Here is a 13,113-nt window from a genome sequence, read left to right as displayed (position 1 = left end):
TGTCAGTCGTTGGCGTGCAGCGCCGAGTTCAGCACGATGCCGTGCCCGTCACGCGGCCGGGCCTGCACCGCGCCCGTCACCGAGTTGCGCAGGAAGAGCAGGTTGCTCTGGCCCGACAGCTCGCTGGCCTTGGTGACGCTCCCGTCGGGGAGCGAGACCTTCGTGCCTGCGGTGACGTAGAGCCCGGCCTCGACCACGCAGTCGTCACCGAGTGCGATGCCGAGCCCGGACTCGGCTCCGAGCAGACAACGCTCACCGATGCTCACGCGTTCCGTGCCACCCCCGGACAAGGTGCCCATGGTCGACGCGCCGCCACCGATGTCTGACCCGTCGCCGACGACCACTCCCTGGCTGATCCGGCCCTCCACCATCGAGGTCCCGAGGGTGCCGGCGTTGAAGTTGACGAAGCCCTCGTGCATGACGGTGGTGCCGCTCGCGAGGTGGGCGCCCAGACGCACGCGGTCGGCATCCGCGATCCGCACGCCGGAGGGCACGACGTAGTCGGTCATCCGGGGGAACTTGTCGACGCCGAACACCTGCACGGGGCCGCGCGCGAGCAGGCGCGCCCGGGTCAGCTCGAAGCCGTCGACGGCGCAGGGACCCTGCGACGTCCACACGACGTTGGTGAGCACCCCGAAGAGCCCGTCGAGGTTGATGCTGTTGGGTGCGCACAGCCGGTGGGAGAGCAGGTGCAGGCGCAGCCAACCGTCCGGTGCGTCCGCCGGGGGCGCGTCGAGGTCGATGCTCACCAACCGCAGCTCGCGACGAACGCCGCGCACGGCATCCGGCACCGCGAGGGCCTCCAGACCGGCCGGGGCCGCGAGCTCACCGGCGCCGCCGGGCTCACCCAGGGCAGGGGCCGGGTACCAGGCGTCCAGCACCGTCGCGTCGTCGGTGAGGGTGATCAGGGCGTGACCCCAGGCGGTGCGTGTCATGCGACCAGCCTACGGTGGCGGACGGACACGCCCGTGCGGTGATTACGCTGGCGCCATGCCGCTCACACCCCTTGCGCTCGACCTGACCGACGACGTCACCTCGCTCACCGCCGCCGTCTGCGACATCGAGTCGGTGAGCCTGGACGAGCGCGCCCTCGCGGATGCCGTCGAGGCCGCCCTGCACCTGCTGCCCCACCTCGACGTGACCCGCGTCGGCAACACGGTCGTCGCCCGCACCGACCTCGGCCGGGCCGAGCGGGTCGTGCTCGCCGGCCACATCGACACCGTGCCCCTCACCGTCGAGCCGGCCAACCTGCCCACCCGACGCGTGCAGGGTCAGGGCGGCGAGGTGCTCTGGGGGCGTGGGACGGTCGACATGAAGGGTGGTGTCGCCGTCATGCTGCGCATCGCCCACGAGGTGCGTGAGCCCAGCCGGGACCTCACCTTCGTCTTCTACGAGGCCGAGGAGATCGACTCGATCCACAACGGTCTGCTCCTGGTGCAGCAGCAGGCTCCTGAGCTGCTCGCCGACGCCGACTTCGCGGTGCTGCTCGAGCCGACCGACGCCCGCATCGAGGGCGGCTGCAAGGGCACGCTGCGCGCCGAGGTGAGCACCAAGGGCATCGCGGCGCACTCGGCCCGGCCCTGGAAGGGGCACAACGCCATCCACGACGCCGCCGAGGTGCTCGCGCGCCTCGCGGCCTACGAGCCGGTCACCCGCGTCGTCGACGAGCTCGAGTTCCGAGAGGCCCTCGGCGCCGTGCTCATCTCCGGCGGCACGGCCACCAACGTCATCCCCGACCGGTGCGTGGTCACGGTCAACTACCGCTACGCGCCCTCGCTCACCGAGCAGGATGCCGAGGCGCACGTTCGCGAGGTGTTCTCCGGTTTCGACGTGGTCGTGGTCGACAACGCCGCAGGTGCCCGCCCGGGGCTGCACCTGCCGGCGGCCAAGGCGTTCGTGGAGGCGCTGGGCCTCACGGTCGAGGCCAAGCAGGGCTGGACCGACGTCGCCCGCTTCTCCGCCCTCGGCGTGCCGGCCGTGAACTTCGGGCCGGGCGACCCCAACCTCGCCCACATGGACGACGAGCAGTGCCCGGTCGAGCAGTACACCGCCTGTGAGCAGGCCCTGCTGCGCTGGCTCGCCTGACGAGGGGGGCGAGGGGGGCCGCATACAGTGGCGCCGTGGACCCGACCCCGACGCAGCCCAGTCCCCACCGCGACTACCACCAGGGTTCGGTGGTCATGCGCCGCTCCAAGGTGCCCGGGTCGACGACCGACCAACGGCTGCTCGACAGTCGCGGCTCCGCCGACTGGGTGCACACCGACCCGTGGCGGGTCATGCGCATCCAGTCCGAGTTCGTCACCGGCTTCGGCGCCCTGGCCGAGCTCGGCCCGGCCGTCAGCGTGTTCGGCTCGGCCCGCACCAAGCCCCACGACCCGGTCTACGAGCTCGGATGCCGCGTGGGCGCCGCCCTCGTGGATGCCGGCTACGCCGTCATCACCGGCGGCGGGCCGGGTGCGATGGAGGCCGCCAACAAGGGCGCCCTCGACGCCGGTGGCACGTCCGTGGGGCTCGGCATCGAGCTGCCGTTCGAGGCCGGCCTCAACGAGTTCGTCGACCTCGGGGTGAACTTTCGCTACTTCTTCGCCCGCAAGACGATGTTCGTGAAGTACGCGCAGGGTTTCATCGTGCTCCCCGGAGGGTTCGGCACGCTCGACGAGCTGTTCGAGGCGGTGACGCTCGTGCAGACGCAGAAGGTCACCAGCTTCCCGATCGTCCTGCTCGGCCGGGACTACTGGGGTGGCCTGCTCGACTGGCTGCGCGACACCGCCGCCGCGCGCGGCACGATCAGTGCCGGCGACCTCGACCTGCTGACCCTCACCGACGACGTCGACGAGGCGGTGGGCGCCATCATCGCCGCCGACGCGTCGGCGCGGCGCTCGTAGGATCGGGGCGTGGTTGCTCTCTTCGTCCTCGGACTCGTCGCCGTCGCGCTCGTCCTGGTCGTGCTCGGCGTGGCCACGGGGCGGGTGCCCGCCGATCCGTTGGTCGCTGCGGTCTCGACGACCCCGGAGACGGGGCTCCCCGAGGTGCCGACCGCGAGCGACGTGGATGCCGTGCGGTTCGACACCGAGGTGCGCGGCTACCGCATCGACGACGTCGACACCCGCCTGGACGTCCTGCACGAGACGCTCGCGCAACGCGAGGCCGAGCTCGCGCGACTGCTCGACGAGAACCGGTCGGGAGGTCAGTGAGCCGATGGCCTGCACCATCACCCGCCGGACGCCGCTGGCGCCCGCTGTCGCCTTTGCCGCCCTCACCGACCTGGCCGAGCACACCGAGCACGTCCCCCTGACCGACGTCGAGGTGCCCGACCGGGGCTTGTCCCTCGGCGCCGAGGTCATCGCCTGGACCCGCCTCGGGCCGATTGCCGTCGCCGACCGCATGCTCGTGACGGCACTGGAACCGGGGCACCGCCTGCGGCTGGTGAAGACCGGGCGGTTCCTGCACGGCTGGGCCGACATCACGGTCCGTCCGGACCCGCAGCGGCCCGGTGGCTCGTCGATCGTGTGGGCGGAGGAGCTGTGGCTGCCCGGGCTGAAGACGCTCACGAGGCCCATCGGCGACCGCCTCGCCGCCGTGCTGTTCGCCAGGGTCGTCGACGGGGTCCTCGCCCGGGCCGCGGCATGACCGCTCCGCTCGACGACGAGCTGCGACCACAGCTGAGGGGGTACCGGCGCGAACAGGTCGACGAGGTCATCCGGATCCTCGAGGGCCGGGTCGCCGCGCACGATCGAGCCATCGCGCACCTGCGGGGCGCGGCCCAGGTCTCGACGCTCGGGGATCCGGTCGTGGCTCCGGAGTCTCCCGAGACGTCCGTGCCGGCCACGGCGCTCACCGCCGACGACGACTCCCAGCCCGTCGCCAGCCGGGCAGGGCGGGCTGGTCGGGCTGGGCACACCAAGCGCGACCGGGCGACGACGGAGCCGCCCCCCGTGCCGTGGCGGCGTTCGGACCTCGCCGCCCCGGCGGTCTACCTCCTGCTGGCCGTGTGGTTGCTCTCCGGCCTCGTCGCCGACCTGCGCAGCGGCTACCTGTCCCAGGGCGTGCAGGACCAGCAGGCCTTCGAGTGGTACTTCGGGGCCACCGCCCACAACCTCGTCACGTTCTCCAACCCCCTGTTCACCGACCTCCAGAACTTCCCCGACGGCGTCAACCTCATGGCCAACGCCTCCGTGCTCGGGCTCGGCATCCCGCTGGCGCCCCTGACCCTGCTCGCCGGCCCGTCGGCCACGTTCGTGCTCGTCGAGGTGCTGGGACTGGCGCTCACGGCATCCGCCTGGTTCTGGCTGTTCCGTTGTCGCCTCGCGGTTCACCCCCTGCTCGCGGCCATCGGCGCCGGTTTCGTCGGCTTCGCACCGGGGATGATCTCGCACGCCAACGGCCACCCGAACTTCGTCGCCCAGTTCCTCGTGCCGCTCATCGTCGACCGGGTCATCCGCCTCGCGCAGGGCGGGCGCCCACGACGCGACGCGGTGGTCCTCGGCCTGCTCGCCGCTTGGCAGGTGTTCATCGGCGAGGAGGTGCTGCTCCTCACGGCCATCGGCCTGGCGATCGCCGCACCGGTGATGCTCGCCCACCACCGCGAGGTGCTGCGCCCGCTCGCGCGCGGCCTGGCCCTCGGCGCCGCCGTCTGCCTGGCCATCGTCGCGGTGCCGCTGTGGTGGCAGTTCGCCGGCCCGCGCAGCTACACCTCCATCTGGCACCCCCCTGGCGGCAACGACCTCGCGCAGCTGTGGGGGCGGGCCACGCGCACCGTGGGCGCGGACGTGTGGGCGTCGGCCGCGCTGTCGATGAACCGCACCGAGGAGAACTCCTTCTTCGGAATCCCCCTGCTGCTCGCCGCGGTCGCGGTCGTCATCGCCCTCTGGCGGCGCCCGGTCGTGCAGGCGCTCGGTGTCGTCGTGGTGCTCTCCTGCTGGTTCTCCCTCGGTGAGGAGGTCGTCGTCAACGGACGACCCACCGGCATCCCCGCACCCGGTCTGCTGTTCGAGCACGTCCCGATCCTGGAGAACGTGCTCCCGACCCGCTTCGCCCTGATTGCGGTGCCGGCGCTGGGTGCCCTGCTCGCGATCGGCGCCGAGGAGGTGCGGCGTGCGGTCGGCCGGTCCTCGGCGAGCCCGGGCGCCGCCCTGGCGGCCGCCGCAGGTGCCGCGGGCATCATCCTGCTTCCTGTCCTCCCGACGCCGCTCGTCGTCGACCAGCGCGCTCCGATGCCGCAGTTCTTCGTCGACGCGTCGTGGAAGGACTGGGTCGACGAGGGCGGGTCCGTCCTCGCGGCGCCGGCACCCTGGGTCGGTGACACCCGGGCCCTGGAGTGGCAGGCACAGGCCCGGTGGGGGTTCCCCGTCGTGGCCGGGTACTTCGTCGGGCCGGACACCACCCCCGAACGAGGGGGCCAGTACGGCGCCACCCCGACGGGACTGACGCAGTGGATGGCGGCGATCGCCGAGGCGGACCAGCCGTCGCTGGCAACCCCCGAGCAGGTCGAGGAGTTCACCACCAACCTGCGGCAGGGCCGGGTCGACGCCATCGTGCTCCCGCAGGGCCGGCCGGCCGAGGGGGCCCTGCTGGCCTCGCTCACCAGTGCCTTCGGCGAGCCCGTGACGACCGGTGGGGTCCACGTCTGGGACGTCCGGAGCGTGACCGATGGCGCTGGTTGACCGGTCCCCGGCGCAGCCCGTGCGGCCGAGCCTGTTGACCTCGGAGGGCAGGCACGCCCTCGGTGCGCGTGCCCTGAACCACCCGGTACGCACCATCCTCGCCGTCTATGCCGCCTCCCGCCTCGTGGCGCTGCTCGCGCTCTGGGTCGCGGCCACCTGGTTCCAGACCCCGGCCGGCGTGGGCCACGACAACCCCGGCCTCGGCGACATGTTCGGGCTGTGGGACGGCGTCTGGTACCAGCGGATCGCACAGGAGGGCTACCCCGTCCCGCTGCCGGTCGACGCCGACACCGGTCGCGTCACGTACAGCGCCTGGGCGTTCTACCCGCTCTACCCCTACCTCGTGAAGCTCCTCATGGTGACGGGGATGCCGTTCACCGTCGCCGGGGTGGTGCTCAACGTCGTCCTCGGCGGGATCGCCGCCCTGCTCATCTGGGCGGTCCTGCGCTCGGGTGAGCACGCTGACCGTCAGCCCCAGCGCGACCGGCTGGCCCTCGTGGCCGCCGGCCTCTGGTGCTTCTATCCGACGACCGCCGTCATGCTCAAGCCGTACACCGAGGCCCTGGCCGTCGCGCTGGTTGCCGGGGCACTGCTCCTGCTCATCCGGCGCAGCTACCTCCTCGTGGCGCTGGTCGCCATCCCCTTGGGGTTTGCCCGGGGAGTCGCCCCCGCGCTCGGTGTGGCCGTCCTCATCCACCTCGTGGTGCGCTGGCGCGAGGACGGGGCGGCCGGCATCCCCCCGCTCCACGGTCAGCGGTGGCGAGCCCTCGTCATGCTCGCGGCGGTCGGGGCGAGCGGCGTGGCCTGGCCCGTCGTGGCCGCGGTGGCCACGGGGGTCCCGACGGCGTTCTTCGACGTGCAGGCGGCGTGGGGCCAACGCCCCGACAAGGGCCCGTTCGTGCTCTGGGTGGAGTGGGCCTGGCAGGGCAAGGGCGTCGCGGGAGTCGTCGTGCTCGTCGCCCTGCTCGGCACGTACGTGGCCCTCGTGCTCGGCCGCCACGGCCGGTGGATCTGCATCGAGGCCCGCGCCTGGGCGCTCGCCTACCCGCTGTACCTGTTCGCGGTCGTGCGCCCCATCACGAGCATGTGGCGCTTCCTCCTCCTGGACTTCCCGCTGGCCGCCCTGGTGGCCTCGGTGGCGATGCGCACGGCGAACGGCGAGAGCGTCGTGCCCCACTGGCGCCGACGGGTCGCGGTCGTCCTCGTCGTCGTCGTCGCCGGGCTCTTCTGGTGGACCGCGGCCCTGCTCGTCTACACCCCGTGGGGCTCCTTCCCGCCGTGACGGACCGCCGTGCGATGAGCCGGATTTCGTCACGCCGCACCGCTGCGGGATAATGGACCAGCATTCCGGCCCTCCGGCGTCGGACACCACGCGGCACGCACCAGACGGCGCCGCGGCGAGGAAGGGATTTGATCCATGGCGGCAATGAAGCCGAGGACGGGCGACGGCCCGCTCGAGGTCACCAAGGAAGGTCGTGGCATCGTCCTTCGCATGCCTCTGGAGGGTGGGGGGCGACTCGTCGTCGAGATGACTCCCGACGAGGTGCGCGCCCTGGGCGCCGCGATCGACAACTGCGAAGGTCTGGCGTGACCCACGCCTGACACCTCCACGCCGAGGCCCCCACCGAGACCGGTGGGGGCCTCGGCGCGTGTCGGGCCGGCCCGCTCGGTAGGGTCGAACGGTGCCCCGAGTCGACGTCCTGCGCCACCCCGCCACCTCCTCGTGGAGCGTGCTGCCCGACCTCGGGGCGGCCCTCGCGGCCACGTCCGGTGGGAGCGACCCGGAGGGCACCGCCCTCGTCGCGGTCGTCGGCGCCGATGACGCCCTCAGCGACACGGGCGCCCGCACCGCCCTGGCGGCGCTCGGCGTCACCGCCGATGACGTCCTCGCGACGTTCGAGCCCAGCACCAGCGCCGGGGCACTGACGACCATTCCCCTGGCTCCCGGTGCGCACGCCGTGCGCCGCGTGCTCCTCGTGGGCGTCGACGACGGCTCGGATGCCGCGTGGCGCAGTGCCGGGGCCGCCATCGGTCGCGCGACCCGTGGCCGCTCTCGGGTGCTGCACGCCGTGGCGGGGGATGCCGGTGGGCAGGCCCTCGTGGCCTACGTCGAGGCCGCCGTGCTCGCCTCGTGGTCGTCTCCCCGCTGGACCCGCAAGGGGCCCACGGTGGTGACGCACCCGGCATCCGAGGCCGTGGTCACCGGCACCGAGGAGGCCGCGACCGTCGCAGCGGCCGTGGCCCGGGCACGGGCTCAGCTGCTCGCCCGAGGCCTGTCGATGACGCCGTCGAACACCAAGAACCCGGCCTGGTTGGCCCGGCAGGCCAGGGCCGTGGCGAAGCAGAGCCACCTCGACGTGCGGGTGTGGGACGAGCGCCAGCTCGCGCGGGAGGGCTTCGGTGGCCTGATCGCCGTGGGGTCGGGGTCGGCCACGCCGCCTCGCCTCGTCCAGCTCGACCACGTCCCGGACGGCGCCACCGCTGCGACCCCACGTGTCGTGCTGGTGGGCAAGGGCATCACGTTCGACACCGGTGGCCTCCAGGTCAAACCGGTCGACGGCATGGTCGGGATGAAGACCGACATGTCCGGAGCGGCCATCGTCCTGGCCGTCGTGGCCGCCTGCCACGAGCTCGGGGTCGCGGTGCGGGTCACCGGTCTGCTCGCCCTGGCCGAGAACGCCGTCGACGGGGCCTCGTACCGGCCGGGGGACGTCGTGACCCAGTACGGCGGTCGCACCGTCGAGATCGGCAACACCGACGCGGAGGGCCGCATCGTGCTCGCCGACGCACTCGCCTACGCCGATGCCGCACTCGATCCCACGGTCCTGGTCGACGTCGCGACCCTCACCGGTGCCGCGCGCATCGCGCTGGGGCGAACCATCGCACCGGTCTTCGCCACCGACGCGGCCCTGGGCGCCGCGCTCGAGGCCGCCGGGGCGACGACTGGTGAGACGCTGTGGCCGATGCCCCTCGCGCAGACCTACCGTCGAGCCCTCGACTCCGACGTCGCCGACGTCGCCCACATCGCTCCTGGCGTGGGTGGCGGTGCGGTGACTGCGGCCCTGTTCCTTCGGGAGTTCGTCGGGGATCGCCTGTGGGCGCACCTCGACATCGCAGGCACCGGCCGCTCGGACGTCGACGCCGGCACCTCCGCCAAGGGGGCCACCGGTTTCGGGACACGACTGCTGCTGCGGTGGCTGGAGGAGATGGCATGAACGCCGGTTACGGGCTGACCGTCCGCTGGTCGCTGGAAGACGCCCCGGCGGATGCCGCCGAGCAGCTGCGCGAGTACGTCGTCGGCACCTCCATCGCCCGGTTCATGTTCCTCGACGGCCTCGCCTTCAAGGTGTGGCGCATGCGCGAGGGTGAGTGGTTCGAGGGCACCTACGTCTTCGACTCCGAGCAGGACCGCACGGTGTTCCGCGAGAGCTTCGAGCCCGGCGCCGCCACGGCACCGGGCAGCGTGATGATCGGCTCCGCGCCGATCGCCATCGAGGACTGGGAGGTCGTCGCGATCGCCGAGGGCCCCGCCGGGTTCCGCCGTGGGGCGGGCCCCGAGGTCAGCTGAGCGCTCGCCTCAGCGCTTGACGGCGACGAGCAGCCCGTCACTCACCGGCAGCAGGGTCGTCGTGAGCTGGTCGTTGTCGCGCAGCGCCTTGCCGAGGTCGCGCAGGGTGCTCGTCGTCGCGTCGCGAGCTGCGGGGTCGGCCACCTGGTCGTGCCAGAGCATGTTGTCCATCGCGAGCACTCCACCCGGTCGCAGCAGCCGGATCGCGTGCTCGACGTACGTGGGGTAACCGCTCTTGTCGGCGTCGATGACGACCAGGTCGTAGGCGCCGTCGGTCATCCGGGGCAGCACCTCGGCGGCGTCCCCGGTGATGACGCGGGTGCGCTGGTGGGCGTAGCCGGCCTCCGCGTAGGCCTCGCGGGCGGCTCGCTGGTGCTCGGCGGAGGAGTCGATGGTCGTGAGGACCCCGTCGTCGGGCATGCCGGAGAGCAGCCACAGGCCCGACGTGCCGGCCCCCGTGCCGATCTCGACGACGTGCCGCGCCTGGACAGCGGCCGCGACGACGCGCAGCATCGCCCCGGCGCCCGTGCCGACCGGGGAAGCGTCGCCGAACTCCAGACCGCGCCGTCGGGCGTTCTCGATGACCTCCGGCTCGGTCACGAACTCCTCGGTGTACGTCCAGCTGGCGGGCCTCAGGGTGCTCATGGCCCAACCCTATGGCCCGGGGCGTGGTCGCAGGAGCCGACGCACGTTCCCAGCGTTTGTTCAGGGAATCCGGGAACAATTGTCGGACTGGACGCGTATCGATGGGTGACATGAGCAGCTCGGTGAGGGAAGAGACGATGACGACGACGGATGCCGTGCGGACCGGCGACCTGCCGGCTGCCGGTTGGGTGCCCCCGACGTGGCAGGAGGTCGTCGAGCAGCACTCCGCACGGGTGTACCGGCTCGCGTACCGCCTGACGGGGAACGTCCACGACGCCGAGGACCTCACCCAGGACGTGTTCGTCCGGGTGTTCCGGTCGCTGCACACCTACCAGCCCGGCACGTTCGAGGGCTGGCTGCACCGCATCACGACCAACGTCTTCCTCGACAAGATGCGTCGCAAGCAGCGGATCCGCTTCGACGCCCTCTCCGACGAGTCGGCCGCCCGCCTCGAGGGGCGCGGCCCCGGCCCCGAGCAGGCCTACCACGACGCCCACTTCGACGACGACGTGCAGCGTGCCCTCGACGCACTCTCCCCGGACTTCCGGGCCGCTGTCGTGCTGTGCGACATCGAGGGGCTGTCGTACGAGGAGGTCGCCGCGACCTTGGGCATCAAGCTCGGCACCGTGCGCTCGCGCATCCACCGAGGCCGCGCCCAGCTGCGCGAGTCGTTGGCCCACCGTGCACCGCAGCCGACCACGAGCGCCCCCACGAGGAGCACGGGCCGGATCATCCGTCGACCCGCCGCGGGGGTCGTATGACCCACTCCGCCCGGGTGCAGTGCCTCGACGACGAGCTCACCGAGTACGCCGCCGGGCGCCTTCCCCTGAACCGCCAGTGGGCGTGGGACCGGCACCTCGTGACCTGTCAGGTCTGCGGCCACGCCGTCGACCAGGAGCGTCGGCTGCGCAGCGCCCTGGCCGGAGCCCCGACCATGCCGGGGGACCTGCGCACCACCCTGCTCGCGCTCGGCAGCACGATGGCTGCTGACATGCCCCGCACGAGCACCCCGCCGAGCCCTGCGCCCGACCCCCTGCGGCTGCTCGCTCCCGGTGCTCCGCCCTGCCACCGCAGCCCGCTGCGCGCCACGGTGATCGCCGCTGCGGCCGCCGGGATCTCCGCAGCCGCCGCCTGGAGCCTGACCATGGTTCCCGCACCCGGCACCGGTCGGCCTGCCCTGGCCACCGTGACCCCCCTCGTGGCAGCGACGGCCACGCCCACGCGCGCCGCCACGGCGGCCGTGAGCAACGGGTTCAGCCAGGGGGTCGTCCTCACCAGGACCGGCCAGCAGGCAGAATCGACCCCATGACGAGTGAGCGCGAGCCGGGCCGCGACGACTGGCGCCCCTGGGACCAGGCGAGCACCTCTGACGAGGTGACCCAAGAGGTGCCCCAACAGCAGCCGGAGCCTGCGTGGGCTGCGCTGCCGGCTCCGTCCGCGCAGGGGGCGGCCCCTGCCGCCGCCCAACAGGCCTTCGCGACCCAGCAGGGCCCCACGACGCACCCGGCGCCGACCACCCAGCTCTCGCCGTGGGGTGCCCCGGTTGCTCCGGCTCCGGCTGCTCCGCCCGAGGCGCCCGCCCCTGCGCGCCGCGGGCCGGGCTGGGGGGCTCTGATCGGGGTGTCGCTCGCCGTCGCGCTCGTCTCCGGTCTCCTCGGTGGCCTGCTCGGCGCGGCGCTGACCGACGGGGAGTCCTTCGGCTCCACGGGATCAGCGGCCGGTTCGGCCCCGAGCGTGGGTGCGGGGGCCACGACCCGCCCGGACGGTTCCGTCGCCAACATCGCCGCTCGCACGACCCCGAGTGTCGTCACCCTGCGGGTCGAGGGTGGCGGCGGCACCGGCACCGGCTCCGGCTGGGTGTACGACGAGCGTGGTCACATCGTCACGAACAACCACGTCGTCGCGAGCGCAGCCGACGGTGGGGAGATCACGGTGGTGCTGGCCAACGGTCAGCAGGTGCCGGCCACGATCGTCGGTCGCGACGCGTCGTACGACCTCGCCGTCGTCAAGGTCGACCGCACCGATCTCGACCCGCTCGAGCTGGGTCGCTCGGCGGACGTGGTCGTCGGTGACCAGGTCATCGCCGTCGGTGCCCCGCTCGGCCTGGACTCCACCGTGACCTCGGGCATCGTCAGCGCCCTCAACCGGCCGGTCACACCCGGCGCGGCCGATGACCAGGCGTTCATCAACGCCATCCAGACCGACGCCGCCATCAACCCGGGCAACTCCGGTGGGCCCCTGCTCGACATGCAGGGCCGGGTCATCGGGGTCAACTCCGCCATCGCCCGGGCGCCGGGGTCGGAGATCAGCGGCCAGAGCGGCAACATCGGCGTCGGCTTCGCCATCCCGAGTGATCAGGTGGCCACCACGGTCGAGCAGCTGATCACGACCGGCAAGGCCGTGCACCCCATCATCGGCGTGTTCCTCGACTCGACCTACGACGGCGAGGGCGTGCGCATCGCCGACGAGGGCCCCTCCGGGCAGCCCGCGGTTGCACCGGACGGCCCCGCGGACGAGGCCGGGCTGCGGGCCGGTGACGTCGTCATCGCCTTCGAGGGCAGGCCCGTCTCCGACGACGGTGAACTGGTCGTCCTGATCCGCTCTCGGACCGTGGGTGACTCGGTGACGCTGACCATCATGCGCGGCGGGGCCCAGAGGGATGTCACCATGGTCCTTCAGGGTTCGGCTGACTGACGCGCCCACGGCGCGGAAGCGGTCCAGGAAAGAGACGGGTGGTGCTCGGTGTCCGGGGTCAATGGCTGGGAGGTCGTGCTCGTCGCGCTCATCGCCGTCTTCATCCTCGGACCTGATCGGTTGCCCGAGTACGCCGCGAAGCTCGCGCGCGGCATCCGCAAGGCGCGGGTCATGGCGGAGGGCGCCAAGGTCCAGCTCAAGGACCAGCTCGGCCCCGAGTACGAGGACATCAACTGGCGCCAGTACGACCCTCGTCAGTACGACCCCCGCCGGATCGTCAAGGAAGCCCTGCTCGACCCGCTCGACGACGCGGTGGCGCCGGTGCGCGACCAGATCGGATCCGTGCGGGCGGCAGGCAAGGGGCTCACGGGTGGTTCAGCGGCTGCCGGTGCGGCAGCGGCCGGGGGCGCGGTCGCAGCCTCCGCCACGGCATCCGCGGGAGGTGGGGCGCCTGTGGTCGAGGAACCCTACATCTCCACGCGGGCCACGCCGCTGGAGTGGGACCCGGCACGCCCGACGCCGTACGACGTCGACGCCACCTGA

The 13,113-nt window shown here is 72.7% G+C and carries 15 protein-coding genes; 13 read left to right on the top strand and 2 right to left on the bottom strand.

What is annotated here, in order from left to right; translation table 11 throughout:
* Positions 1–2: 2 nt before the first annotated feature.
* Positions 3–935: a 2,3,4,5-tetrahydropyridine-2,6-dicarboxylate N-succinyltransferase gene (gene dapD / locus C8E84_RS07060; RefSeq protein ID WP_159900750.1), complete on the bottom strand. Its 933-nt coding sequence runs from the start codon at positions 933–935 to the stop codon at positions 3–5.
* A gap of 55 nt (positions 936–990) precedes the next feature.
* Here dapD and dapE point away from each other — a divergent pair, with 55 nt between their 5' ends.
* The 9 genes from dapE (at position 991) to C8E84_RS07015 (ending at position 9,231) form a co-directional block, all read left to right on the top strand.
* On the top strand, positions 991–2,085 hold the full coding sequence (gene dapE, locus C8E84_RS07055; protein WP_159900748.1) for a succinyl-diaminopimelate desuccinylase: 1,095 nt from the start codon (positions 991–993) through the stop codon (positions 2,083–2,085).
* Between the two features lie 95 nt (positions 2,086–2,180).
* Positions 2,181–2,885, top strand: a complete 705-nt coding sequence (locus C8E84_RS07050; RefSeq protein WP_170296304.1) for an LOG family protein — start codon at positions 2,181–2,183, stop codon at positions 2,883–2,885.
* A gap of 9 nt (positions 2,886–2,894) precedes the next feature.
* Positions 2,895–3,194 (top strand): DivIVA domain-containing protein, encoded by a 300-nt coding sequence (locus C8E84_RS07045; protein ID WP_159900746.1) that lies wholly within the window; start codon positions 2,895–2,897, stop codon positions 3,192–3,194.
* Between the two features lie 4 nt (positions 3,195–3,198).
* On the top strand, positions 3,199–3,630 hold the full coding sequence (locus C8E84_RS07040; RefSeq protein WP_159900744.1) for an SRPBCC family protein: 432 nt from the start codon (positions 3,199–3,201) through the stop codon (positions 3,628–3,630).
* A complete protein-coding gene (locus tag C8E84_RS07035; protein ID WP_159900742.1) occupies positions 3,627–5,663 on the top strand; it encodes a glycosyl transferase in 2,037 nt (678 codons plus the stop codon). The genes C8E84_RS07040 and C8E84_RS07035 overlap by 4 nt, the downstream gene beginning before the upstream one ends.
* A complete protein-coding gene (locus C8E84_RS07030) occupies positions 5,650–6,945 on the top strand; it encodes a hypothetical protein (RefSeq protein ID WP_246196833.1) in 1,296 nt (431 codons plus the stop codon). The genes C8E84_RS07035 and C8E84_RS07030 overlap by 14 nt, the downstream gene beginning before the upstream one ends.
* Positions 6,946–7,080: 135 nt before the next feature.
* On the top strand, positions 7,081–7,254 hold the full coding sequence (locus tag C8E84_RS07025; RefSeq protein ID WP_159900740.1) for a DUF3117 domain-containing protein: 174 nt from the start codon (positions 7,081–7,083) through the stop codon (positions 7,252–7,254).
* A 91-nt stretch (positions 7,255–7,345) separates the two neighbouring features.
* On the top strand, positions 7,346–8,878 hold the full coding sequence (locus C8E84_RS07020) for a leucyl aminopeptidase family protein (RefSeq protein ID WP_246196832.1): 1,533 nt from the start codon (positions 7,346–7,348) through the stop codon (positions 8,876–8,878).
* Positions 8,875–9,231: a hypothetical protein gene (locus C8E84_RS07015; RefSeq protein WP_159900738.1), complete on the top strand. Its 357-nt coding sequence runs from the start codon at positions 8,875–8,877 to the stop codon at positions 9,229–9,231. Before C8E84_RS07020 ends, C8E84_RS07015 begins: the two co-directional genes overlap by 4 nt.
* 9 nt (positions 9,232–9,240) lie before the next feature.
* Here C8E84_RS07015 and C8E84_RS07010 read toward each other — a convergent pair whose 3' ends face one another.
* Positions 9,241–9,876: an O-methyltransferase gene (locus C8E84_RS07010; protein ID WP_159900736.1), complete on the bottom strand. Its 636-nt coding sequence runs from the start codon at positions 9,874–9,876 to the stop codon at positions 9,241–9,243.
* 137 nt (positions 9,877–10,013) lie between these two features.
* Here C8E84_RS07010 and sigE point away from each other — a divergent pair, with 137 nt between their 5' ends.
* Genes sigE through C8E84_RS06990 form a run of 4 tightly spaced genes read left to right on the top strand, consistent with a single transcriptional unit; the run spans position 10,014 to position 13,113 of the window.
* Positions 10,014–10,637, top strand: a complete 624-nt coding sequence (gene sigE, locus C8E84_RS07005) for an RNA polymerase sigma factor SigE (RefSeq protein ID WP_246197052.1) — start codon at positions 10,014–10,016, stop codon at positions 10,635–10,637.
* Complete coding sequence (locus C8E84_RS07000) at positions 10,634–11,185, top strand: anti-sigma factor (protein WP_159900732.1); 552 nt, start codon at positions 10,634–10,636, stop codon at positions 11,183–11,185. Before sigE ends, C8E84_RS07000 begins: the two co-directional genes overlap by 4 nt.
* Entirely contained in the window at positions 11,182–12,570 is a 1,389-nt protein-coding gene (locus tag C8E84_RS06995; RefSeq protein ID WP_159900730.1) for a S1C family serine protease, read from the top strand. The genes C8E84_RS07000 and C8E84_RS06995 overlap by 4 nt, the downstream gene beginning before the upstream one ends.
* Before the next feature lie 48 nt (positions 12,571–12,618).
* Positions 12,619–13,113 (top strand): twin-arginine translocase TatA/TatE family subunit, encoded by a 495-nt coding sequence (locus C8E84_RS06990; protein ID WP_159900728.1) that lies wholly within the window; start codon positions 12,619–12,621, stop codon positions 13,111–13,113.

The sequence above is a fragment of the Ornithinibacter aureus genome (genome assembly GCF_009858245.1).
Taxonomy (GTDB): domain Bacteria; phylum Actinomycetota; class Actinomycetes; order Actinomycetales; family Dermatophilaceae; genus Fodinibacter; species Fodinibacter aureus.
This window is presented reverse-complemented; position numbering and strand designations above follow the sequence as displayed.